Origin of the sequence: Labrys sp. LIt4 (genome assembly GCF_017813775.1) — a bacterium.
GTDB classification, from domain to species: domain Bacteria; phylum Pseudomonadota; class Alphaproteobacteria; order Rhizobiales; family Labraceae; genus Labrys; species Labrys okinawensis_A.
Window position 1 is genome coordinate 79108 of the sequence record NZ_JAGIPY010000020.1, and the last position, 22067, is coordinate 101174.

Annotated in this window: 22 protein-coding genes; 17 read left to right on the forward strand and 5 right to left on the reverse strand. The window is 64.5% G+C overall.

Going from position 1 to position 22067, the window contains the following annotated elements; all coding sequences use genetic code 11:
- Positions 1–18 precede the first annotated feature (18 nt).
- The 8 genes from J8I29_RS26090 to J8I29_RS26125 are packed head-to-tail and all read left to right on the forward strand — an operon-like array spanning position 19 to position 7221.
- A complete protein-coding gene (locus J8I29_RS26090; protein WP_209433887.1) occupies positions 19–1062 on the forward strand; it encodes a Nit6803 family nitrilase in 1044 nt (347 codons plus the stop codon).
- Positions 989–2107 carry an MSMEG_0568 family radical SAM protein gene (locus J8I29_RS26095; protein ID WP_209433888.1) on the forward strand — a complete coding sequence of 373 codons (1119 nt, stop codon included), beginning with the start codon at positions 989–991 and terminating at the stop codon, positions 2105–2107. Before J8I29_RS26090 ends, J8I29_RS26095 begins: the two co-directional genes overlap by 74 nt.
- Complete coding sequence (locus J8I29_RS26100; RefSeq protein WP_105865583.1) at positions 2104–2646, forward strand: MSMEG_0567/Sll0786 family nitrogen starvation N-acetyltransferase; 543 nt, start codon at positions 2104–2106, stop codon at positions 2644–2646. Before J8I29_RS26095 ends, J8I29_RS26100 begins: the two co-directional genes overlap by 4 nt.
- Positions 2647–2656: 10 nt before the next feature.
- The gene (locus tag J8I29_RS26105; protein WP_209433889.1) at positions 2657–3631 is read left to right on the forward strand and encodes a sll0787 family AIR synthase-like protein; all 975 of its coding nucleotides are present in this window, start codon (positions 2657–2659) and stop codon (positions 3629–3631) included.
- A complete protein-coding gene (locus J8I29_RS26110; protein WP_209433890.1) occupies positions 3628–4791 on the forward strand; it encodes an MSMEG_0565 family glycosyltransferase in 1164 nt (387 codons plus the stop codon). The genes J8I29_RS26105 and J8I29_RS26110 overlap by 4 nt, the downstream gene beginning before the upstream one ends.
- The gene (locus J8I29_RS26115) at positions 4784–5071 is read left to right on the forward strand and encodes an MSMEG_0570 family nitrogen starvation response protein (RefSeq protein WP_105865580.1); all 288 of its coding nucleotides are present in this window, start codon (positions 4784–4786) and stop codon (positions 5069–5071) included. The genes J8I29_RS26110 and J8I29_RS26115 overlap by 8 nt, the downstream gene beginning before the upstream one ends.
- Before the next feature lie 11 nt (positions 5072–5082).
- Positions 5083–6357, forward strand: coding sequence for an MSMEG_0569 family flavin-dependent oxidoreductase (locus tag J8I29_RS26120; RefSeq protein WP_209433891.1), 1275 nt, complete (start codon positions 5083–5085; stop codon positions 6355–6357).
- 12 nt (positions 6358–6369) lie between these two features.
- Positions 6370–7221, forward strand: a complete 852-nt coding sequence (locus tag J8I29_RS26125; RefSeq protein WP_209433892.1) for a Pnap_2097 family protein — start codon at positions 6370–6372, stop codon at positions 7219–7221.
- A 91-nt stretch (positions 7222–7312) separates the two neighbouring features.
- Here the strand turns inward: J8I29_RS26125 and J8I29_RS26130 are convergent, their stop codons facing one another.
- Positions 7313–9181 (reverse strand): sigma 54-interacting transcriptional regulator, encoded by a 1869-nt coding sequence (locus tag J8I29_RS26130; protein WP_209433893.1) that lies wholly within the window; start codon positions 9179–9181, stop codon positions 7313–7315.
- 222 nt (positions 9182–9403) lie between these two features.
- On the opposite strand from J8I29_RS26130, the gene J8I29_RS26135 reads away from it, so the two are divergent.
- Positions 9404–10456, forward strand: a complete 1053-nt coding sequence (locus tag J8I29_RS26135; protein ID WP_209433894.1) for an NAD(P)-dependent alcohol dehydrogenase — start codon at positions 9404–9406, stop codon at positions 10454–10456.
- A 163-nt stretch (positions 10457–10619) separates the two neighbouring features.
- The gene (locus J8I29_RS26140; RefSeq protein WP_348536174.1) at positions 10620–10835 is read left to right on the forward strand and encodes a ribbon-helix-helix domain-containing protein; all 216 of its coding nucleotides are present in this window, start codon (positions 10620–10622) and stop codon (positions 10833–10835) included.
- 43 nt (positions 10836–10878) lie between these two features.
- Here the strand turns inward: J8I29_RS26140 and J8I29_RS26145 are convergent, their stop codons facing one another.
- From J8I29_RS26145 to J8I29_RS26160, 4 genes are read right to left on the reverse strand one after another with little or no spacing between them, the layout of a single operon-like run.
- Complete coding sequence (locus J8I29_RS26145; protein ID WP_181161379.1) at positions 10879–11055, reverse strand: hypothetical protein; 177 nt, start codon at positions 11053–11055, stop codon at positions 10879–10881.
- Positions 11056–11085: 30 nt separating this feature from the next.
- Positions 11086–12198 (reverse strand): hypothetical protein, encoded by a 1113-nt coding sequence (locus J8I29_RS26150; RefSeq protein WP_209433896.1) that lies wholly within the window; start codon positions 12196–12198, stop codon positions 11086–11088.
- A complete protein-coding gene (locus tag J8I29_RS26155; RefSeq protein WP_209433897.1) occupies positions 12195–12533 on the reverse strand; it encodes a hypothetical protein in 339 nt (112 codons plus the stop codon). Before J8I29_RS26155 ends, J8I29_RS26150 begins: the two co-directional genes overlap by 4 nt.
- Positions 12530–12922 carry a hypothetical protein gene (locus tag J8I29_RS26160; RefSeq protein WP_146127049.1) on the reverse strand — a complete coding sequence of 131 codons (393 nt, stop codon included), beginning with the start codon at positions 12920–12922 and terminating at the stop codon, positions 12530–12532. Before J8I29_RS26160 ends, J8I29_RS26155 begins: the two co-directional genes overlap by 4 nt.
- Positions 12923–13539: 617 nt before the next feature.
- On the opposite strand from J8I29_RS26160, the gene J8I29_RS26165 reads away from it, so the two are divergent.
- The 7 genes from J8I29_RS26165 (at position 13540) to J8I29_RS26195 (ending at position 21823) form a co-directional block, all read left to right on the forward strand.
- Positions 13540–15207: an aromatic/alkene/methane monooxygenase hydroxylase/oxygenase subunit alpha gene (locus tag J8I29_RS26165; protein WP_105865571.1), complete on the forward strand. Its 1668-nt coding sequence runs from the start codon at positions 13540–13542 to the stop codon at positions 15205–15207.
- A gap of 102 nt (positions 15208–15309) precedes the next feature.
- Positions 15310–16374, forward strand: a complete 1065-nt coding sequence (locus J8I29_RS26170; protein ID WP_105865570.1) for a 2Fe-2S iron-sulfur cluster binding domain-containing protein — start codon at positions 15310–15312, stop codon at positions 16372–16374.
- Positions 16375–16432: 58 nt separating this feature from the next.
- Positions 16433–17491 (forward strand): aromatic/alkene monooxygenase hydroxylase subunit beta, encoded by a 1059-nt coding sequence (locus tag J8I29_RS26175; RefSeq protein ID WP_105865569.1) that lies wholly within the window; start codon positions 16433–16435, stop codon positions 17489–17491.
- Between the two features lie 33 nt (positions 17492–17524).
- The gene (locus J8I29_RS26180) at positions 17525–17893 is read left to right on the forward strand and encodes an MmoB/DmpM family protein (RefSeq protein WP_068297706.1); all 369 of its coding nucleotides are present in this window, start codon (positions 17525–17527) and stop codon (positions 17891–17893) included.
- A 401-nt stretch (positions 17894–18294) separates the two neighbouring features.
- Positions 18295–19317: an amidohydrolase family protein gene (locus J8I29_RS26185; RefSeq protein WP_105865657.1), complete on the forward strand. Its 1023-nt coding sequence runs from the start codon at positions 18295–18297 to the stop codon at positions 19315–19317.
- Between the two features lie 8 nt (positions 19318–19325).
- Positions 19326–20132 carry an iron-sulfur cluster assembly protein gene (locus tag J8I29_RS26190; protein ID WP_209433899.1) on the forward strand — a complete coding sequence of 269 codons (807 nt, stop codon included), beginning with the start codon at positions 19326–19328 and terminating at the stop codon, positions 20130–20132.
- Between the two features lie 59 nt (positions 20133–20191).
- On the forward strand, positions 20192–21823 hold the full coding sequence (locus J8I29_RS26195; RefSeq protein ID WP_209433900.1) for a molecular chaperone GroEL: 1632 nt from the start codon (positions 20192–20194) through the stop codon (positions 21821–21823).
- Positions 21824–22067 lie beyond the last annotated feature (244 nt).

Genomic DNA, 22067 nt, shown 5'->3' on the forward strand with positions numbered 1-22067 from the left:
TGGAGCGGAGGATTCGCAATGAGCGCAAAGACATCGGTCCGGGCTGCCGCCGTGCAGATCGCGCCTGACCTCACCTCGCGAGAAGGCACTCTCGCGAAGGTACTCGATGCCATCGCGGAGGCGGCCGGCAAGGGCGCGGAGCTCGTGGTGTTTCCCGAGACTTTCGTGCCGTGGTATCCCTATTTCTCCTTCGTGCTGCCCCCAGTGCTGAGCGGCAAGGAGCATCTGCGCCTCTACGAACATGCCGTCTCCGTTCCCAGCCCGGCTACCGAGGCCGTGGCGGCCTCTGCCCGGCAGCACGGCCTCGTGGTGGTTCTCGGCATCAACGAGCGCGATCACGGCTCGCTCTACAACGCTCAACTGGTCTTCGATGCCGACGGCACGCTGCGCCTCAAGCGACGCAAGATCACGCCGACATTCCACGAGCGCATGATCTGGGGTCAGGGCGATGGATCGGGCCTGGCGGTGGTCGACACTGCCGCCGGGCGCATCGGCGCCCTCGCCTGCTGGGAACACTACAATCCTCTCGCCCGCTACACGCTGATGGCCCAGCACGAGGAAATCCATATCGCGCAGTTCCCCGGTTCGCTGGTGGGACCGATCTTCACCGAGCAGATCGAAGTCACCATCCGCCACCACGCGCTCGAAAGCGGCTGCTTCGTCGTCAATGCCACGGGCTGGCTGACGGAGGCTCAGATCGCCTCGATCACGCCGGACGAGGGACTGCAGCGCGGCCTGCGCGGCGGCTGCATGACGGCGATCATCTCGCCCGAAGGCCGGCATATCGTACCGCCCCTCACCGAGGGCGAGGGCATTCTCCTGGCCGATCTCGACATGAGCCTGATCCTCAAGCGCAAGCGCATGATGGACTCGGTCGGTCACTATGCCCGCCCCGAACTGCTGCATCTGGCGCTCGACGGCCGTGCCGCAAGTCCCCTCGAATTCACCCATCCCCTTGCCGAACAAACCGATCCAAGGAGCCTGTCCGATGGACAACACAGCAACCCTGCCGGCGACGCAGCTGATCAACGAGTTGCAATCCTTCGGAGCGCGGCTGGTTGACCCGAAGGCCGGGCATGAGAGCCGCAGGGGTGGCGCCGGACCATCCGACCACAAGGCGATGACCATCGACGGCATGACGGTGATGGTGCCCGTCCATACCGCGCCGGCCTTCGAAAGCCCTTATCTGGTCGAGAAGCCCGATTCCCTCGGCCGAAGCCGCATCAGCCGGGAGGGGCGGCCGGTCGGCGAAGTCACCTTCCCGCTGCGGCCGCGCTTTTACGACCTGACCACGGCCGACGGCATCCCCTACTCCAAGATCGCGGTGCTCCACGGCCGCGACGTGCTGGCCACGACCGTGCTGCAGACCTGCATCCGCTACCAGAGCCGCAGCAAGACCTGCCAGTTCTGCGCCATCGGCCAGTCCCTCGCAGCCGGCCGCACCATCGCGCACAAGACGCCGGCCCAGCTGGCGGAAGTGGCGAAGGCCGCCGTCGAGCTCGACGGCGTCAGACACATGGTGATGACGACGGGCACTCCGCGCGGCGAGGATCGCGGCGCCGCCGTCCTCGCCGACAGCGCCAGAGCCATCAAGGCGGCCGTCGACCTGGCGATACAGGCCCAATGCGAACCGCCGGAGGACGACGCCTGGTTTGACCGCCTGCGCGAAGCGGGCGTCGACGCGCTCGGCATGCACCTGGAAGCGGTCACCCCCGAAATCCGCGGGCGCATCATGCCGGGCAAGGCGCAGGTACCGGTCGAGAAATACATGTCGTCCTTCGCCGCCGCCGTTCCGGTCTTCGGCCGTGGTCAGGTTTCGACCTACATCCTGGCGGGGCTCGGCGACACGCCGGAGGCTATCCTCTCGACCTGCGAGAAGCTGGTGGCGATCGGCGTCTACCCATTCGTGGTGCCCTTCGTGCCGATTTCCGGCACACCGCTCGAAAGCCACCCCACCCCGACGCCCGGTTTCATGCACGCCATCCTCGCCCCCCTCTCGGCGATGCTCGTGAAGGCCGGCCTGAAGGCCGCCGACATCAAGGCCGGATGCGGTCGCTGCGGGGCCTGCTCGGCGCTTTCGGCCTATGAGAGGGGAATGGCGACATGATCCTCGAACCATTCAAGCCCTTCCTCGCCTGTGAATTCCAGGTCAAGTTCGCCACGCAGCCGTGGGAACGGGCGGGGGCCAGGGCGCTGCGGCGGGCCGTGTTCTGCGAGGAACAGGGCCTGTTCCAGGAGGATGACGCCGACGCCGTCGACGCATATGCCATCCCCATCGTGGCGCTCTCCATGCTGGCCGTCGCAGCCGACCGGGTCGTCGGCACGGTCCGCATCCACGAGGAAACGGATGGCGTCTGGTGGGGTTCGCGCCTTGCCGTTGCCGCCGACTATCGCAAGGTCGGCGCGCTCGGTGCTTCCCTCATCCGCCTCGCGGTCTGCTCGGCCCATGCGAGAGGGTGCCGGCGTTTCCTCGCCCGGGTACAGGAGCAGAACGTGCTGCTTTTCCGCCGGCTGCACTGGCGCAGCATCGAGGAGATCGAACTTCTCGGTCGGCGGCACCACCTGATGACGGCCGATCTCGACCATTATCACCCCTTCGAAAATGCCGAACAGGGTTTCCGCGCCCTCGCGCGCAAGGCTGCCTGAGGAAATTGCGATGACGATCGATCTCACCAGCCTTGCCGCATCCCTCCGCAACAACCGGGGGATCAATGGCAAGCAGGACATCGCCGCGGTGGCGGCCAGCCTCGGCCTCTCTCCCGACATGCCCGTCCCCGTCGGAGACGATTGTGCCGTCATCGCGGCAGATGACGGCCATCTCCTCTTCGCCATCGAGGGCTTCATGAACGAGTTCGTCGCGCGCGATCCCTGGTTCGCCGGCTGGTGCGGGGTGATGGTCAACGTCTCCGACGTGGCTGCCATGGGGGGGCGCCCCGTCGCCGTGGTCGATGCCGTGTGGGCCGATGGCGAGGAGGGCGCGGCTCCGGTCCTTGCTGGTCTGAGGGCGGCGGCCCGGGCCTATGGTGTGCCGATCGTCGGCGGGCATACCAATGTGAGGACGGATCGCGGCCAGCTCTCCGTCGCCATACTCGGCTGCGCCGACAAGCTCCTGACGAGCTTCGACGCCCGGCCGGGCGACATTCTCATTGCCGCCATCGATCTGAGGGGACGCTATCGTGAGCCCTTCTCCAACTGGGAGGCGGCGACGGACGCGCCGCCCGCCCGGTTGCGGGCCGACCTTGAAATCCTGCCGGCCCTCGCCGAAGCCGGTCTTGCTCATGCTGCGAAGGACATCAGCCAGGGCGGCATCGTGGGCACGACGATCATGCTGGCCGAATGTTCGGGCGTGGGCATCGACATCGATCTCGGCGCCGTTCCCTTGCCGCCCGATGTGCCGATGGAGCGCTGGCTCACCACCTTTCCGAGCTTCGGCTATCTGATCGTCGCCACGCCGGCGGATGCGCAGGCCGTCGTCGAACGCTTCGCCGAGCGCGACATCGCCGCGGCTGCGGTCGGTTCCTTCAACGCCTCCCGCGAAGTCGCTATCTCGCTGAAGGGGCGCCGCGAAGTCATCCGCAACCACGCGGCCCAGCCGCTGCTCGGCCTGTCACGGCAGGAGGCGGCGGCATGAACATCACCGGCCCGCTCCGCATAGCGATCCTGACCCACTCGACCAATCCGCGTGGAGGAGTCGTGCACGCACTGGCCCTGGGAGAAGCCCTGACGGCACTCGGTCATGATGCGGTCGTGCATGCGCCGGACGCGAAAGCGGCGGGCTTCTTCCGGAAGGCGCGCTGTGAGACCGCCTGTGTCCCCGCCTCTCCCTTCGAGGGAGATATTTTCGGAATGGTGGAAACGCGCATTGCCGATTACCTGCGCTATTTCAGCGACCATGCCCGCCGGCGCTTCGATGTGTTCCACGCCCATGACGGCATTTCGGGCAACGCCCTGGCGACACTGCGCAGGGAACGCCTGATCGCCTCCTTCGCCCGCACCGTGCACCACGTCGACAGTTTCGAGGATCCCCGCGTCGCGGCGCTGCAGGCCCGCTCCATCCATGGCGCGGACCGCCATTTTGCCGTCAGCGAGCACTGGCGCCGGAAGCTCGACCGCGACATGGGAATCGCCGCGACCATGGTGGGGAATGGTGTCGACACCACCTTCTTCCAGCCGGAGAAGGATGGCACGGAATCGGGGCTGGCGCGGCGTCTCGGCCTGGGACGAGGGCCCGTCTTCCTGAGCGTCGGCGGGGTGGAGGAACGCAAGAACACGCTCCGCATCCTGCAGGCGTTCAGCCAGGTGCAGACCATTTTGCCGGATTCCCAACTCGTGCTGGCGGGCGGCGCTTCGGTTCTCGACCACGCCGCCTACCAGGCCGAATTCAGGCTGGCTCTCGACCAGTCCCGCATGCTGCCCGGATCCGTGGTCCTGACGGGACCAATACCCCAGGCGGAGATGGCCGCTCTCTACAGGATCTCCTCCGCCCTGGCTTTTCCCTCGCTCAAGGAGGGCTTCGGCCTTGCCGTCATCGAGGCCATGGCGTGCGGGATCCCGGTGATCGCCTCGCACATCCCGCCATTCACCGATTACCTGACGGATGGCGACGTGGTCTGGTGCGATCCGATGTCGACGGGCTCGATCGCGGACGCGATGATCGCGGCCATCCGTTCTCCTCAGCGCGAAAGGCTGGCCAAGCGCGGCCCGGTGGTCGCCGCGCGGCACAATTGGGCCGATACCGCACGCGCCCACCTGCCGGTCTATCGAACCCTCGGAGCCCGCCAGCATGCCTGAGATGCGCTTTGTCATACGCTGGCCCGATGGCGGGGAAGAGAGTTGCTACTCCCCCTCCCTCGTCATCAAGGACTATTTCGCACCGGGCGGCTGCTATTCGCTCGCCGACTTTCTCGAACGCAGCCGCATTGCCCTCAACATCGCCAGCGACCGCGTGGAAGCCAGATACGGCGTGCCCTGCTCGCGGGCGCTCGGGCAGTTGCACGCCATCGAGGTCAGCGCCCGCCGTTTCGCCGACAGCCCCGCCTCCACCGTCACCTGTATCGCCTTTATCGAATGAAGGAGCTGCCCATGCGTGCCCCTCTTCCCACTCACCACAACGTCGTCGTAGTCGGCGGCGGACAGGCCGGCCTGTCCGCGAGCTACCATCTCAAGCGGCACGGCATCGACCATGTCGTCTTCGAGAAGAACCGCATCGCCCATACCTGGCGCAGCCAGCGATGGGATGCCTTCTGTCTGGTTACCCCCAACTGGCAATGCCTGCTTCCGGATTTTCCGTATACCGGCCCCGAACCGCGAGGCTTCATGCCTCGCGACGAGATCGTCGCCTATGTCGAGGCCTTCGCCCGCAGCATCGACGCGCCGATCCGGGAAGGCATCGCGGTCACGCGCATCGCCCGAGGGGAGGAAGGCTTCCTTGTCGAGACGAGTGAAGGCGGCGTGACCGCCGACGCCGTCATCCTCGCGGTCAGCGCCTATCATGTACCGAATATCCCCGCGATGGCCGCGAACGTTCCCGAGGGCATCGTCCAGATTCATTCCTCCGCCTACAAGAATCCCGCGCAGCTGCCGCCCGGCAAAGTGCTGGTCGTCGGCTCGGGTCAGTCCGGCTGTCAGATCGCGGAGGACTTGCACCTGGCGGACCGCCCCGTGCACCTCGTCGTCGGCAGCGCTCCCCGCTGCCCGCGTTTCTATCGCGGGCGCGATGCGGTGGAATGGCTCGACGATCTCGGCCAGTACGAAATCACGGTGGAGGAGCATCCGCTTGGAGAGAAGGTCCGCCGAAACGCCAACCACTATCTCACCGGGCGGGGCGGCGGCCGCGATATCGACCTGCGCCGCTTTGCAAGCGAGGGGATGGTGCTGCATGGCCGGCTGACCGGCATCGAGAACGGTCATCTCGAATTCGGCGACGATCTCGCCCGCAATCTCGACGCCGCCGACGCGGTGTACAACGGCATCTGCGGCCTGATCGACCGGCACATCGCCGACAAGGGCATTTCCGCTCCGGAAGGGGTGCATTACAGCCCCGTCTGGCAACCGGGCGCAGCGGTCCACAGCCTCGACCTCGCTGCCGCCGGCATCACCAGCATCGTGTGGAGCACCGGCTTTCGTTCCGACTGGTCCTGGGTCGACTTACCCTTCCTCGACGAGACCGGCTATCCCGCCCACCGGCGCGGCGTGACGAATGAAGATGGCCTCTATGTGGTCGGCATGCCCTGGCTCTGGACCTGGGGATCGGGGCGTTTCCTGAGCGTCGGCCGCGACGCCGGCTTTGTCGTCGATCATCTTGCGGACCGGCAGATCACCGGCAGACGCCGCCCACCCGTCAGAATGGCCGTCTGAAGGCGCGTCACGATGAATGTTCCATTTCTGATCGACCGGTCGCTCGCACGCGAACCACAAAAGGCACAGGCCGGCCTTGGCCCGGTGCTCCTCGGCATGCCGCACTTGGCCCTGAATGGCCTGTCGGAGACCTGGCTGCTCAAGGAACTGGGGCACAGGCACTGGCTGATGCTGGCGCAGATGGCCGGCCGGTCGGTACCCGACTTCAGGGACGCGGCCGGCGCGCCGGTCTACGCCGCCTTCCGTTCGGTGGAAGTCTGCGAGGCGGCCTTCGAAAGGGCTCGGGAGAACGACGTCCTGCATATCCGCAGCGCGCTGTCGCGGATCTCGCGCACGCAGACACTCAGCCGCCACGAACTCGCGATCGGGGGCGAGATCATCGGCTCGGTGACGCTGACCTCCGTCTTCGTGCACCGCAGATCCGGATCCTCCAACCATTCGATTGCCCGCATCGAGGTTGCCGATCTTCCGCCGTTCGATCCGGCGATACGGCCGGTCCGCGCCTCGCCTGTCTCTTGCAGTGATACGGGTGCAAGTTACGGTCGTTTGAAGTTCACGCCCTGCCCAAGTCAGGATTTCAACGGGGCCGGTTTCCTTTATTTTACCAGCTTCCAAACCTTCGCCGACAGGACAGAATGGGCCCTGACTCCCGACCTCGCGAGGAGCAGCCTGCTGCAGGATCGCAGGATAGACTATTGCGGCAATATCGACCCGGGAGAAAGCATTGACGTGACGCTCAGCCAGCCGAAGATCCAGGACGGCACCGTCTGCTGCAGCTGCCGAATCGAAAGAAGCAACGATGCTGTATTGCTGGCCTTGATCAGAACAACCAGACGCTTTTCCAACACCAATGTTGTTTGTTGAATCTAGTCCTGGTTAGCAAGGGTTCCGGCGGCAGCACGAAGCTCCAAAAACCGAACTGCCGAACCGGAACGCAAACTCAAGCAGCGCAGCTCTAATTGAGCGGCTCGCCGCACAAATGCTTGTATACCGTGGTCCGAGACAATCCGAGCGCTCGTGCCGTATGCGTGACGCTACGATGGACACGATATGTTGCCCGGATCTCGCGGCAGATCCGGCTGGCCAGGCCACGGTCCCGGCATGCTGGGCAGGTATCGCCAGAATCCCCCGCGCCCTCGACGAGGCAGGTCTCGTCGATGAACGCTCCCTGTCGACGCAGGAGAAGGCGCTGGAGCAGGCTGCGAAGTTCGCGGATATTACCTGGCCATTCGCGCTGAGCCAGGCTGGCAATGGCGGCATCCGTGATCGCCACGCCCGGGGCCAGCTCCTGCAACAGGTGTTTGACCACGAGCGCAAAGTCGCTGCGGGCCGACAAAGGCGGCAGATGCAGGACGAGACCGTTGAGCCGGTAGAGCAGATCGGCCCGGAAAGCCCGCTCCGCCACCATCGCCTCCAGGTTTCGGTTGGTGGCGGATACGATCTGGACGTCGACCTTGTGGATCTTCAGCCCGCCTACCGGCCGCACTTCCCGGGCGTCGAGAAAACGCAGCAAGGCCGTCTGGGCAGAGAGCGGAATATCGGCGATCTCATCGAGGAACAGGGTGCCCCCATCTGCCTGTCGCGCCAGGCCGATGGATCCTTCCGCACGGGCATTGGTGAAGGCGCCCTGCTCATGGCCGAAGATTTCGGCGACGAAAAGCTGTTCGGCCAGCGCGCCGCAATTGACGGCGACGAATTCCCCGCGCCGGCCGCTCACTTCATGAATATGGCGCGCCATCAGTTCCTTGCCGGTGCCCGTCTCTCCGGTGAGATGGATGGGCATGCCCATGGCGACGGCCTGCCCGATATCGGCCATCGCGGCCTTCACCGCCGCGTCCGCGCAGACGAACCTCGGCGCGGATCCCCCCTTGTCATGCGGCCTTGCCTGCGGCTCCTGGTGCAGGTTGCGCACGGCAAGCCCGGGCGCGATCTGGCGGCAAACCATCAGGACCTGGCTGCCCGCGGCATCGCGTATCGGGAAGACGCCTCCCCGGAGAAGACCATCCAGCGCCCTGGCGAAAGGCATCTCGAAAAGGGTGTCGAAACGGGCGTCCGCCCCGGCCGGCAGGCCGGACAGCAAGGCGGAGCCGGGACGGTTCAGCGCCGTGACGACCCCATCCCGTGAGAGCGCCAGCAACCCCGCCGACAGCGTATCGAGATATTCGGCGCGCGGGTGGAAGGCCAGGATGAAATTGTCGGCGCATTCCTGGAAGATCAGCCCGTTCTCGATCTGCGCGGCGGCCATGCGCACCAGCGCATGCGTGTGCTGCTGCCGTGCCTCATTGGCGCAGGATGCGTCGAGCAATCCCAAAACCTGGCCATGCGCGTCAAGGATGGGCGCCGCCATGCAGCTGAGATGGGCATGGCACGTGAAATAGTGTTCTCGGCCGAAGACACCGACGGGTTGGCTGGCGTCACTGGCCAGCCCGAGGGCATTGGTGCCCCGCCGGGCCTCATCCCACAGGCTGCCGGGAATGATGGCACGCCCGGCCGTGCTTTCCGTGAAGGCCTGATCGCTGATGGTGTCGAGCACCATGCCACCCGCATCCGCCAGCGCGATCATCAGATTGGAACCGGCGATCTGCGCGTAGAGCACCTGCATCTCGGCGAGAGCCAGCCGGCGCAGGCCCTCCATCTTCTGGCGCCGGCGTGTCACCGTGGCGAACGGCACCACTTCGCCGCGGGGCTGGCGATGTGGGTCCAGGCCGAGCTCCCGGCAGCGCTGCCAACTCTCGGCGATCGGCAGCGGCAAGGTACCGCCAGGCAGGCGTTCGCCGCGCTCGAGGGCGTTTCGCGCCCGGTCCATTCCCGACAGGATCTGCATGACCTACTCCCCGCTCTCAGCAACCTGGCCAGCGGCACCAAGGCCTGCGAGCGCTGTACGCGGATTGGACACACCGCCCGCGCAACTGTTCAGCCCGCCAACACTGCCAGCTTGATGAAACACCCTCAAATATTTGAAATATATAATGTATTCACTGTGGCACGGAGATTGCTGCCATTCCGGCGAAGCGCGGACAAGACCGGGCTCGCGGAGGAAATCACAATGAAGGCGCAAGTACTCACCCGCTACGACGACGACCTGACGGCCGGCCAATGGGTCGACCTCCAGGAGGTTGCCGATCCCAGGATCGAGAAGTCGAGCGACGTCATCGTGCGGATCGGCGGAGCCGGGGTTTGCCGCACCGATCTCCACATCATCGAGGGCGTCTGGCGCCCGCATATGGATCCCACTGGCGACCGGTTGCTGCCGCTGATCATGGGGCATGAGAATGCCGGCTGGGTCGAAGCGGTCGGCAAGGAAGTCGAGGGCATCAAGGTCGGCGATCCCGTGATCGTGCACCCCAAGATCTCGGGCGGGACCTGCCTGGCCTGCCGCCGCGGCATGGACATGCACGGCCCGGGGCGTTTTCCGGGGCTCGACTGCAACGGCGGCTATGCGGAATTCCTGTGCACCTCCGAGCGCAACATCGTCCCGCTCCCCAAGACGCTCGCACCCAAGGAAGTGGCACCCTATGCCGATGCGGGCCTGACCGCCTATCGCGCCGCCAAGAAGGCGACGCGCCATCTGCTGCCGGGGGAGAGCTGCGTGGTGATCGGCGCCGGCGGCCTCGGCCATATCGGCGTCCAATGCCTCAAGGCCATGTGCGCCGCCGACGTCATCGTCGTCGACAAGTCCGACGCCTCCCTGGCCCTGGCCGGCAAAATCGGGGCGGACAAGCTGGTGAAGGCCGACGGCAACGAGGTGGAAGCCGTGCTTGCGCTGACCGGCGGCGCCGGCGCCGAAGCCGTGATCGATTTCGTCGGCGAGAAGGGCACGACCGCCAAGGGCCTCGCCATGACCCGACCTGCCGGCAGCTACTATGTCGTGGGCTATGGCGAGGACATCAGGGTCCCCACCGTCGACATGGTCATCACGGAAAAGAACATCATCGGCAACCTGGTCGGGACCTGGGCCGAGCTCGTGGAACTGATGGCCCTGGCCGATCGCGGCCTGGTCGAACTGACCACGGTGGAATACCGCCTGGCCGATGCCAACCAGGCTCTCCAGGATCTCAACGCCGGCAGGATCCATGGTCGCGCCGTCCTCATTCCGTGACGAGAAAAGCTCCGGCCTCCCCCCGATCGGCGGGGGCCGGACCCTCCCATTGCCGCGCCCGGACGATCGGGACGGCAGGGGCGCGGCAAGGCCGAAAGGGCGAGCCATGTGCAAGGTCCTCACGAGTCAGAGCCCGCTCCACTTTCGCAAGGCGAGCCGATCGATGCGTATCGCCGGGCACTCGACGACGGTGAGGCTGGAGGAGGCGTTCTGGCAGGTCCTCGACGAAATGGCGCTGCGGGAAGGGCTCTCGACCTCCCGGCTGATTTCGGTGCTGTATGAGGAAGCACTCGAACGCCATGGCGTCGCGCCAAACTTCGCTTCACTCCTGCGCACCGTGTGCCTGCTCTATCGCGGGATGATCCCGCCCGAGGGCTGACACGCCGGGTGAGGCCGGACCGCACCGGCCTCTCCTCCTGCCGTCAACTCGCCTGGGCGATCTTGGCGATCCGTTCCTCGGCGATCCAGCGCGCCGTCAGGATCAGCGCACCCATGGCGAAGTCCTTGTCATGGGTGTCAATCATCTCACGGGCGAGATCCTCCAGCTTCTGGAAGAACCGGTCCTTGCTCTCTTCCTCGCGGGTCTGCTCAGTGGGCATGTCGTCCTCCTGTGATTGACGCCTTGCGGCCTATTTGAAGAGCTGAGGCGGGAAGGTGACGAGCGCGGCGTGGCCATCGGCATCGCCGATGGCCAGATGACGCCCGTCCGCCGACCAGGCCAGCGCGGTGACCGTGCCGCCAAACGGCCGCACGAACAATTCGTCGCGCCCGCCGATCCGTGCCACCACGATGCGGCCATCGGCATAACCGGCCGCCACCAGGTTGCGCGTGGGATGGGAGGCAACCGCCTCGACCAGGATCAGGCCGGTATGACCGGTCAGCAGGGCCTGGCTGCCGGCATCGCCGCTCGTCCCCCAGGCTGCGATACGATAGGCCCCGGAAGCCACCAGTTGCCCTGCCGCGCCCCAGGCCACTCCCCTTACCGGCGCGGGAAAATCGAGGATCGTGTCAGTCCGGCCACGCGGGACATCGACAATGCTCAAGCCGCCAATTTCCAGGCCGCACGCGATGCGGTCGCTTTGCCCATTCCAATGCAGGCCCGCCGCCGGCGAGGGCAGCGTTACCACCCGTTGGACCGAGAGTTCTTCGTGCAGCGCCAGGATGACCAGGCTTTCTCCGCTCACCCCCGCCAGATATCGGCCATCGGGAGAGAATTTGAGGGCTGTGGTGTCGGGAAGCGCCGCCGGCAAGCGCCCGACGAGGTTTGCCTTCTGGTCCAGGACGCAGAGATCATCGCCATCCGACAGGGCTGTCATTCCCGATTGCGCCGCGTGGTCGAGCGCCCGGACGGAGCGGCCAAGACGAAAGAAATCCTCGCCCCGTTCTCCCTGTGCCGAAATCCGCCTGACGGTCCCATCATCGGTCCCGACCAGGAAACCGCTTTCTCGGAAGGCAACGACAAGGGGGGCGCGGCCCTCCTGCACGGAAACTGCGGTCAGGGGCGCCGGCGGCCTGGCGCGCGGCAAGATTCTCATCTGTCCGAGGTCGCCGCTGACCCGGATACGGCTTTCCGGTCCCTCGGCTTCCGCCACGGGAGCAAGAGCGAGCGTCCCGTCGAGGGCCGCGAAGGCGACGGAACTTCCCTGCCGATCGAAGCTCACGCCCGCAATGGGCGCGGGCCGCTGCCAACAGCGGCCCAGCAGGTCGAAGAGCGTCGGGTTCTGTCTGCTTTGCTGGTTCATGGTGCCCTCCCCTCACGCTCAACGGCCTGCCGGAGCAGGCGGTCGAGTTCCTCGATTTCCTGCTCGGCTGTTTCGATGCGCCCGGCGCATTCACGCTGCCGGGCGGCGGTCACGTCGGCGCTCTCGCGCATCGCCTGGAGATCGCACTGCAATTCCCGCGCCAACTCTCCCTCCGCCGGCGCCTGCTTCAGGGCCAGCTCGAGGCGCAGCACCTCCATGTCGACACCTGCAATGACCTGGGTAAGCTTCAGCGCTTGCGCGTTGAGAGCGGACAGGCCGGCAACCAGCCCGAGGCGGCGTGTCAGCAGGTCCTGACTGGATATTGGCTGTGTCATTGCCGCTTCTTCTCCTCCGCTGCCTCCGGCCTTTCCCAGCCCGACAACAGGTTCGGCAGCTCCGGCAGCTGCGCTTTGAACTGGCGTTGCGCCGCCTCTAAATGGCTTCTGAGCTGGTCCCAGATGTCGACGCGCAGCAGGCCGGTGGTATCGCCGGTGAGACGTTCGATATCGTCCACCCGAAACTGCCGCGAAAGGGAAACCCCCGAGAAGACGAAGTCGCGCAGCGTGATGGCATGCCGCTCCACGAAGGCATGGAGCAGGGGGTGGGTCTCCTCCGTCACCCCTGCTTCTGTCAGCTCGGCAATCATGAATTCGTGAAAATGGCGCTGCAGGCGCAACTGGCTTTCCCCCAGAAAGCGCATGGAGAAGATCAGGTCGCGCGGCATCAGCCGAAGCAGATCCGTGATGACCTCGCTCTCGCCGGGCCCCTCGAAAGCCGAGGGCGATCGAGGATTGTCGGAAGAAGACATCGGCACGATCCCGAATGGCTGGATTGTCTTAATGCCGACAGGATACTCCGTGAAAATAAGTTGTCTACAAGATATACAATCCATTTCATTAATAAATACGCCTGTCATTTAAATAGATAAATAGCGTTACATTTGTAAATTACATCTGTAACATTCTGTTACACCTCCGGCGAGCATGCGGACATCCGATTCCTTCAGGGCGCCTGAAGCTGCACAATTTAGAGCTTGTCGCGAGTTGGCACGGTCCTTGCTGTATCGTTCTCCATAAGAAGCCCATCGCGTTCCAGCGCGATGCCAAAAGAACGAAGGAATGGGGAACCCAAGGTCGGAATGCCATGGCGCCGCGTGCTCACGCATCAGGCGAGCCAGGCTTTCAGCACCACTCCAGATACCTTTGCCGTGATCCACTCGAGCGACCGGTTGGAGGCATGCATGCCCCTGGACCGGCCGCCCGCACTCATCGGCGGCGATACCTGCCGCTCCCCGCCCGGACCATGGGGGTTCGTGGCGCAATCTGGTGGAGGCTCATGGCTATGACGTCTTTGACGCTCAACAAGATAACCTCGCAGCGCGGCATTTCCGTCGGCGAGGCGACCAAGAAGATATCCGATCTCGGCTGGAACCCGACCTATGTCCAGGAAGCGATGACCTTCCCGACGGACTACAAGATCAGCAAGGCGCCGCGCGACCCGATGAAGCAGGTGCTGCGTTCCTATTTCCCGATGCAGGAGGAAAAGGACAATCGCGTCTATGGCGCGCTGGACGCCGCCTTGCGCGGCGACATGTTCCGCAATGTCGAGCCGCGCTGGGTGGAGTGGATGAAGCTCTTCCTCGCCATCATCCCCTTCCCGGAAATCTCGGCCGCCCGCTCGATGGCGATGGTGGCCAGGCTGGCGCCCGGCGAGGATCTGCGCACCGGCTTCACCATGCAGATGGTCGACGAGTTCCGCCATTCCACCATTCAGATGAATCTGAAGAAATGGTACATGGAGAACTATATCGATCCGGCCGGCTTCGACATCACCGAAGAGGCCTTCGGCAAATGCTACGCCACCACGATCGGCCGCCAGTTCGGTGAAGGCTTCATCACCGGCGATACCATGACTGCGGCCTGCATGTACCTGACCGTGGTCGCCGAGACCGCCTTCACCAACACGCTGTTCGTCGCCATGCCCTCGGAGGCCGCCCGTAATGGCGACTATGCCCTGCCGACGGTGTTCCTTTCGGTGCAGTCAGACGAGAGCCGCCATATCGGCAATGGCCACTCGCTGCTGATGGCCGCTCTCAAGGAACCGGAAAATCACCTGCTGCTCGAGCGCGACCTGCGCTACGCCTTCTGGCAGAACCACGCCATCGTCGATGCCGCCATCGGCACCTTCATCGAATACGGCACCACCAACCGCGACAAGAACAAGGAATCCTATGCGGAGATGTGGCACCGCTGGATCTTCGAGGACTATTACCGCACCTATATGCTGCCGCTGGAAAAATACGGCATCAAGATCCACCACGACGACGTGCAGACGGCCTGGAAGCGCATCACCGAGAAGTTCTATGTCCACAAGGTGGCGCAATTCTTCGCCGTGGGCTGGCCGGTGAACTTCTGGCGTATCGAGGCCCAGCGCGAGCAGGACTTCGAGTGGTTCGAGCACAAATATCCCGGCTGGTACGCCCAGTTCGGCGATTTCTGGAAGTGGTACGACAAGCTCAGCCACCGCGGCGAAAAGGTTCTCGTGTTCAACGAGGAGGTCGGCTACGTCTACCCCCACCGCTGCTGGAGCTGCCTGGTGCCCTGCCTGATCCGCGAGGACATGGTGGTGGACGAGATCGACGGGCAATTGCACACCTTCGCCCATGAACTCGACCGCTGGACCGCCGTCGAGGCTTTCTCCGACGAGTATCAGGGCCGCCCGACCCCGGCGATGGGCCGCTTCAGCGGCAAGCGCGAATGGGAAACGCTCTATCACGGCTGGGATCTGGCCGATGCCATCAAGGACCTCAACTTCGTGCGCTCCGACGGTAAGACCCTGGTGCCCCAGCCGCATCTGCGCTTCGACAGCAAGGACATGTGGACGCTCGACGACGTGCGCGGCCACACCCTGCAGTCGCCGCTCACCCTGCTGCGCGAGATGAGCCCGGCCGATCGCGAGAAGCACCTGGCCGAATATCGCGCCGGCTTCACCATCACCCCGTTCAACTGACGGACGAAAACCGCGGAAGCCGCGACCCGGCTTCCGTCCGGTCCCGGCGACCCCTTCCCGGCTCGGGAAGGGGAACGGGAGAGTATTGGGAGGAGAAGACCGATGAGCGGTGCCCACACTGTGCGTCTGGAGCCGGTCGGCGTCGAATTCGAAGTGGAACACGGCGAGACAGTGCTGAATGCGGCCTTCCGTCAAGGCATAGCGCTGCCGCATGGCTGCAAGGAGGGACAATGCTCGGCCTGTAAATGCGTCCTGCTGGATGGCGAAGTCGACATGCTCAAATATTCGACCTTCGCGCTCAACGACATGGAGAAGGACAGCGGCCACGTCCTGCTGTGCCGGACGATCGCCTATTCCGACATGGAGGTGGAGCTCCTCAACTATGACGAGGAGGTGCTGGCGAAATCGATCGCGGTGAAAACCTATCAGGGCCGCATCACACGCATCGAGCGGCTGACCCACGACATCCGTGGCATCGAGATCAGCCTCAATTCGCCGATGAAATTCTGGGCCGGCCAATATGTCGACATCACGGTCACCACGCAAAAGGGGGAGACGCTTACGCGCTCGTTCTCCATGGCAAATACGCCGGACCAAACCCAGACCCTGTCCTTCATCATCAAGAAATACCCCGAAGGGAAATTCTCCGGCGAGCTCGACGCCGGCGGAATCCAGGTCGGAGCCGAGGTCTCCATCGTCGGACCCTTCGGAACCTGCTTCCGGCGGGAAGAACGCGAAGGACCCCTGATCCTGGTCGGCGCCGGATCGGGCATGTCGCCGGTCTGGTCGATCCTCAACGACCATCTGGCCAGCGGCGAACAGCGGCCGGTCTATTTCTTCTATGGCGCCCGCACGCGCGAGGACCTGTTCCACCTCGACCGGATCTCGGCCCTGGTGGAGCGCCATCCGGAGGTGCGCTTCATCCCCGTTCTCTCGCATGCCGGGGAAGACGGCGACTGGCAGGGCGAACGCGGCTTCGTGCATGAAAGCGTGGGCGCCACGCTGAAGGAACTCGCCATCGACGGACAGGGCGACGTCTATGCCTGCGGTCCGCCCCCGATGATCGACGCCCTGCAGCCCGTTCTCTTCATGAACGGCTTCGAAAGCGAGCACGTCTTCTTCGACAGATTCACCACTTCGTCGGGCGCCACCTCGCCCGGCCACTAAAGACCGCCCCTATCTCGAGCGGATCGTCGAAACGCACCACAACCAGGGAGTGAATACCATGCCTGCCATTTCGAGTTCGGTTGGATCCGGCGCAGCCGGCGCGGCGATCTTCGCCGATTCCGACAGCCGCAAATACCGCTATTTCGATCCGAGGGGACAGCGCGCCACGCATTACGAGGACGTCACCGTCGATGTGCAGCCCGATCCCGAGCGCTACCTGATCCAGAACTGGATCATCAATTTCGCCGACGGCAACGGCGCCTATGTCAAGGGCAACACGCTGGCCCAGAGCTCGAACTGGCATGCCTTCCGCGCCCCTGACCAGGAATGGGAGCGCACCCACTACCAGCGCCAGTCCAAGATCGAGACCATGGTGCAGAGCGTGATTGCCAATGGCCGCAAGTCCGGCGCGCCCAGGAGCTTCGACAAGGTCTGGATCAGCATCCTGCAGCACCATCTGGGGGCCTGGAAACACGCCGAATTCGGGCTTGGCACATCGCTGATGCAGGCCCAGCGCTACGGCTACACCCAGATGATCAACAACGCCACGCTGACCAACTCTTCCTACAAGCTCCGCCTGGCTCAAGACATCACGCTCTATCTGGCCGAGATCGGCATGGATATTCCCGGTTGGAACGACGAACTCGGCAAGAAGACCTGGCTGGAAGACGGCATCTGGCAGGGCACCCGCGAAGCCGTCGAGACCATCATGGGCGCGACCGACTATCTGGAGCAGTATTTTGCCATCAACATCGTCTTCGAGCCCCTGGTCGGCGAACTCTTCCGCTCGGGCTTCCTGATGCAGGTGGCGGCCGCCAATCACGACTTCATCACCCCGCCGGTGATCTCGGCCGCCGAAGCCGACTATGAGCGCAATCTCGCCAATACCATCGACCTGATCTACCTGCTCGCCCATGACGAAAAACACGCTGCAGGCAACCGCCAGCTGTTCAAGGCTTGGCTGAAGAAGCACCGCGCCCTCGCCGACAAAGCGGCACTGGGGCTGCAGCCGATCTGGTCGATGCCGCATTCCAAGCCTGTCTCGTTCGAGGATGTCCGTGCCGTCTCGCAGGAGCGGATCGGCCAGATCCTGCGCGAACTCGGCCTCGACGACTGACCGGCCGGCAACCATCCAAAGGGAGAAACGACCATGTCCACGGCAGCACGCGATTCCTCGCACGCCAATATCTTCAAGTCGATGAAGGACATCACCTTCGAGCAGACCATCTCGCACCAGTGCGGGGTCACCATGAACGACTCGGTGGAGGCACGCGCCATCGCGGAATTCATGGGCAAGAAGGAGGGAGTGATCGTCACCTACCAGCCCGCGCTGATCCGCATCGACGGCGACGGCAAGCTCATCTTCAAGATGGACGAGATCAGCGAGTATCTCGGCCGCGAGATGACGGCCGAGATCTTCGAAGTCAACACCTCCACCCATTACGGCCGCATGGTCAGGATCGACGACAACACGGTGATCCTGTTCGGCAATATGGACGAGGTCTTCGAATACATCTGAGCACGACGGCAAGTCTTGGGCGATGCGCAGCGGCGTATCGCCTGCCCCTACGACCAAGCCTCCCACAGGCGGACCGGCCGGAAACGAACAGCCGTCATACCGAGGAAGGAAGGACAAACAGTGCTGGACGCATCATGCCCATCTCCTGCCACGGGAATCCTGCGCGCGCCAAACGACTGGCGGGCGCCTGAACCGAGCCCAGGCCATGCCGGGGCGAAGACCGGAACACGGAACGGTTCGAGCCCGCAGACCGGCGCTGACCATCGGGCCTGCTGCGGGTGCGCCGACTGCCCGCTTCGCGCCGCCCGATCCGGCAGCCGCGACATGACCAAACCGTGAGCCCGTTCGCAAGAATACCCATTCAATCAAAAGCCTAGCAAAGCTGATCGATGGAGGAAGCCATGTATATCACGCCCGAAGGCAAGGAAATTTTCGTCGTGGACGGTCACACCCATTTCTGGGACGGCAGCCCGGAGAACCAGCGCAACATCCACGGCAAGCAGTTCGTGGAATGCTTCTATGCCTATCACACCGCGCTCAGCCCCAAGGAGCAGCTGTGGCCGAAGGACAAGTTCGAGAAATACAGTGCCGACGATCTCTATCGCGACCTGTTCGTCGATGGGCCGGATGATGTCGCCATCGTGCAGTCGACCTATCTGAAGGATTTCTACAAGCAGGGCTTCAACACCCTCGAACGCAATGCCGAGATGGCCAAGCGCTATCCCGAGCGCTTCATCGTCAACGGCTCCTTCGACCCGCGCGACGGCGAGGCGGCGCTCGAATACATCCATTTCATGAAGGAGACCTACGACATCACGGGCGTGAAGATGTACACGGCCGAGTGGCACGGGGATTCCAGGGGCTGGAAGCTGACCGACCCCAACGCCTATCGCTGCTTCGAGTTGTGTGAGAAGCTCGGCATCCGCAACATCCATGTCCATAAGGGTCCGACGATCATCCCGCTCAGCAAGGACGCCTTCAACGTGGGCGACGTCGACGACGCGGCCACCGACTTCCAGAACCTGAACTGGATCGTCGAGCATTGCGGCCTGCCCCGCCTGGACGATTTCTGCTGGATCGCCGTGCAGGAGACCAATGTCTATGGCGGCCTTGCCGTCGCCCTGCCCTTCATCCATTCGCGCCCGCGCTATTTCGCCGAGGTTATCGCCGAACTGCTGTTCTGGCTCGGCCCGGACAAGATCCTGTTCGGCTCCGACTATGCGATCTGGACCCCGCGCTGGCTGGTGGAGAAATTCTGGGCCTTCGAGCTGCCCGAGGACATCAAGCGCGAACGCGGGGTCGATCTCACCCCCGAGATCAAGGAGAGGATCCTGGGCCTCAATGCGGCACGGCTCTACGACATCGACATCGCGGCCAAGAAAGCGGCCCTGGCCAAGGCGCCGCTGTCGATCGCGGCGGAGTGAGCGGCATGATGAGCGCTTCGCTCCGCGGCCGCCGTCAGGCCGAACTCCGGCGGCGGCTGTCCGAGGTCAACGATCCCGAACTCGACGAGCCTGTCACCAATATGGGCTTCGTCGAGCGCGCCGAGATCCTGGACGATGCCGGCGTGGAAATCGAATTCAGGCTGCCCACCTATTGGTGCTCGCCCAACTTCGCCTTCCTGATGCTCGATGGCGTGCGCGAGGCGCTCGAAGCACTGTCCTGGAAACCCGCCTACCGCATCCAGCTGCAGGACCACATGTTCGCCGACGAGGTCAATCGCGGCATCGCGGCGGGCAAGAGCTTCGGCCAGATCTTCGGAGAGATGACGGGGGATCTCGATCTCACGGCCTTGCGCGAGACCTTTCGTGCCAAGGCCTATAAACGGCGTCAGGAAGCCGTGCTGCTGGGATTGCGGAAGGCCGGCCTTGGTGACGACGCTGTCCTCGCCATGGACCTTGCGGCCTTCGATGCCGCGCAGCTGGTGGGACCGGACGCGGTGGCTAAGAAGCCTCGCTACCGCCAGGCCCTGCTCGAACGTCATCCTCATATCGGCCGAGGAGATGGCGTTTTCCTGACCTGGGAAGGCGCGCCCCTCACCGCCGCCTCGCTGGCCTCCTATTTGCGAGACCTGCGCAGCTTGCGGATCAACATGGAGTTCAACGGCGCCTTGTGCCGTGGGCTCAAGCAGACCCGATACAAGCAGGCCGACTTCGCGGACGGCGAGCCGACACTGGTCGACTTCATCCTCGACCGCGTGCCGCCTGCCGCCGGGAACGTCCCCGCCGTCAACAGCTGAATCGACGCCTCGCCGCGCGAGGCCGACAACAACCGCCCGCGAGGGCGGAAGGAGGAGCCATGCCCAAATTGATGCTTCACAATTCGCACGCCCGCCGCGCCCTTGCCCGCGGCGTTCACCAGCTCGCGGCAGCCATCGAGCCGACACTCGGTCCCAAGGGCATGAATGCCATGATCGACCGGCCGATCGGCACGCCGATGGTGACGCGCGATGGCGTTTCCATCGCCTCGGAGATCGAACTGCACGATCGTTTCGAGAATATGGGCGCGCAGGTGGTGCGCGAAGTCTCGATGCAGACCAACGAGATCGCCGGCGACGGCACCACCACCGCCATTGTGCTCGCCAATGCCCTGGTCCAGAAAGGCGTCGAGGCCAATGAGCAAGGCGCCAAGGCCGTCGACCTCGTAAAGGGCATCGACCTCGCCGTCGATGCCGTGGTGTCGTCCCTGAAAAGGAGCGCGCGACCAGCCCGCGAGAACGGCGCCCTGGCGGCCGTCGCCAACATCGCGGCCACCGATCCCCGCCTCGGCGGCCTCGTGGCCGAAGCCTTCGAGAAGGTGGGTGCCGACGGCATCATCACCACCGATTTCAGCATCACCACCGAAACCACGCTCGATGTCGTCGAGGGCATGTCCTTCGACCGCGGCTATATCTCCCATCACATGGTCACCGACGTGGAGAAGATGCAGGCGGTGCTGGAGCGCCCTCTGATCCTGCTGACGGACCTCAAGATCAAGGACCCGGCCTCGCTCGATGCGGTCAGGGCGATCGCCGACAAGGCCGGCAGGCCGCTGCTGATCGTGGCCGAGGAAGTTTCGCCCGAGGTGGTCGTAACGCTGCTCGGGCGCAGCGGCGCCGGCAAATATCTGATCGTGCATCCGCCGGAATACGGCCATTGGCGCAAGGCGCTGCTGGAGGATTTGGCCATCATCACCGGCGGGCGCGTCGTCGCCCGTGACCTTGGCGGCCAGCTCGAACAGATCGAGGCGGCGGATCTCGGCAGCGCGGAACGGGTGCGCACGAGCGCCACCCATACGGCGATCATCCATGGCGGCGGCGACAAGGCGGCGATTGCAGCGCGCCGCACCCAGGTCCAGCATCAGTTCGAGAACGCACCGCCCAATATCGAGCAGGACAAGTTGCGCGAACGCCTCGCCAAGCTTTCCGGCGGAACGGCGGTGCTCTATGCCGGCGGGGTCACGCCGGTGGAGCAGAAGCGCACCATCCAATTGATCGAGGATTCCCTCTCGGCCGTGCGGGCCGCGCTCGACGAAGGGGTGGTCGCCGGCGGCGGCTCCGCCCTGGCCCAGATCGGGCCGGTGCTCGACCCCCTGCTTGCCGGTCTCGAAGGAGATGTCGCGGCGGGCGTCCGCCTGGTGAAATCGGTGCTGACGCGCCCGCTCTGGCGCATCGTCGCCAATGCCGGCGGCGATCCCGAGGCGGTGGTGGCGAAGGTGTCGAGCGTCAATGGCGGCTTCGGCTACAATGCCGCGCTCGGCGAATATCAGAACATGTACGAGGCCGGTATCATCGATCCCGTTCGCGTCACCTGCACCGCGCTGACCAATGCCGCCTCGGTCGCCAAGCTGATCCTCACCACGGAGACCCTGGTGGGCGATCTCGCCGAGGACGAGGATCCAACCGCCGGCCCGGCCCTCGGAGGCGGCGCCGAAAAACTCGGCCGCGCCTGAGCGCACGGCCATCCGGCCGGAATGCGCAAGGACCTTTCGGATCGACAACCCGGACGAGGCGGCCGTCTCGTCCGGGCAGGTCGGGTTTGGCCTTGCGCGGACTCATTTCAATTCGAACGATGACAGGTACGGAGACGATCATGGATGGAAACGAAGCCCCAAATATCGGCAAGTGCCCGGTAGCGCATGGAGCGCGTCCCGGTTTTGAGGTTCGCTCGAACCGTGACTGGTGGCCGAACCAGCT

What these genes read in the sequence shown, in the direction of transcription:
- J8I29_RS26145 (WP_181161379.1), bottom strand. Translation starts at nt 11,055, where the DNA reads ATGCCCACTGAGCAGACCCGCGAGGAAGAGAGCAAGGACCGGTTCTTC.
- J8I29_RS26110 (WP_209433890.1), top strand. Translation starts at nt 3,628, where the DNA reads ATGAACATCACCGGCCCGCTCCGCATAGCGATCCTGACCCACTCGACC.
- J8I29_RS26140 (WP_348536174.1), top strand. Translation starts at nt 10,620, where the DNA reads ATGCGTATCGCCGGGCACTCGACGACGGTGAGGCTGGAGGAGGCGTTC.
- J8I29_RS26125 (WP_209433892.1), top strand. Translation starts at nt 6,370, where the DNA reads ATGAATGTTCCATTTCTGATCGACCGGTCGCTCGCACGCGAACCACAA.
- J8I29_RS26100 (WP_105865583.1), top strand. Translation starts at nt 2,104, where the DNA reads ATGATCCTCGAACCATTCAAGCCCTTCCTCGCCTGTGAATTCCAGGTC.
- J8I29_RS26170 (WP_105865570.1), top strand. Translation starts at nt 15,310, where the DNA reads ATGAGCGGTGCCCACACTGTGCGTCTGGAGCCGGTCGGCGTCGAATTC.
- J8I29_RS26165 (WP_105865571.1), top strand. Translation starts at nt 13,540, where the DNA reads ATGACGTCTTTGACGCTCAACAAGATAACCTCGCAGCGCGGCATTTCC.
- J8I29_RS26185 (WP_105865657.1), top strand. Translation starts at nt 18,295, where the DNA reads ATGTATATCACGCCCGAAGGCAAGGAAATTTTCGTCGTGGACGGTCAC.
- J8I29_RS26105 (WP_209433889.1), top strand. Translation starts at nt 2,657, where the DNA reads ATGACGATCGATCTCACCAGCCTTGCCGCATCCCTCCGCAACAACCGG.
- J8I29_RS26190 (WP_209433899.1), top strand. Translation starts at nt 19,326, where the DNA reads ATGAGCGCTTCGCTCCGCGGCCGCCGTCAGGCCGAACTCCGGCGGCGG.
- J8I29_RS26160 (WP_146127049.1), bottom strand. Translation starts at nt 12,922, where the DNA reads ATGCCGCGCGACCTGATCTTCTCCATGCGCTTTCTGGGGGAAAGCCAG.
- J8I29_RS26130 (WP_209433893.1), bottom strand. Translation starts at nt 9,181, where the DNA reads ATGCAGATCCTGTCGGGAATGGACCGGGCGCGAAACGCCCTCGAGCGC.
- J8I29_RS26115 (WP_105865580.1), top strand. Translation starts at nt 4,784, where the DNA reads ATGCCTGAGATGCGCTTTGTCATACGCTGGCCCGATGGCGGGGAAGAG.
- J8I29_RS26090 (WP_209433887.1), top strand. Translation starts at nt 19, where the DNA reads ATGAGCGCAAAGACATCGGTCCGGGCTGCCGCCGTGCAGATCGCGCCT.
- J8I29_RS26120 (WP_209433891.1), top strand. Translation starts at nt 5,083, where the DNA reads ATGCGTGCCCCTCTTCCCACTCACCACAACGTCGTCGTAGTCGGCGGC.
- J8I29_RS26150 (WP_209433896.1), bottom strand. Translation starts at nt 12,198, where the DNA reads ATGAACCAGCAAAGCAGACAGAACCCGACGCTCTTCGACCTGCTGGGC.
- J8I29_RS26175 (WP_105865569.1), top strand. Translation starts at nt 16,433, where the DNA reads ATGCCTGCCATTTCGAGTTCGGTTGGATCCGGCGCAGCCGGCGCGGCG.
- J8I29_RS26180 (WP_068297706.1), top strand. Translation starts at nt 17,525, where the DNA reads ATGTCCACGGCAGCACGCGATTCCTCGCACGCCAATATCTTCAAGTCG.
- J8I29_RS26135 (WP_209433894.1), top strand. Translation starts at nt 9,404, where the DNA reads ATGAAGGCGCAAGTACTCACCCGCTACGACGACGACCTGACGGCCGGC.
- J8I29_RS26155 (WP_209433897.1), bottom strand. Translation starts at nt 12,533, where the DNA reads ATGACACAGCCAATATCCAGTCAGGACCTGCTGACACGCCGCCTCGGG.
- J8I29_RS26095 (WP_209433888.1), top strand. Translation starts at nt 989, where the DNA reads ATGGACAACACAGCAACCCTGCCGGCGACGCAGCTGATCAACGAGTTG.
- J8I29_RS26195 (WP_209433900.1), top strand. Translation starts at nt 20,192, where the DNA reads ATGCCCAAATTGATGCTTCACAATTCGCACGCCCGCCGCGCCCTTGCC.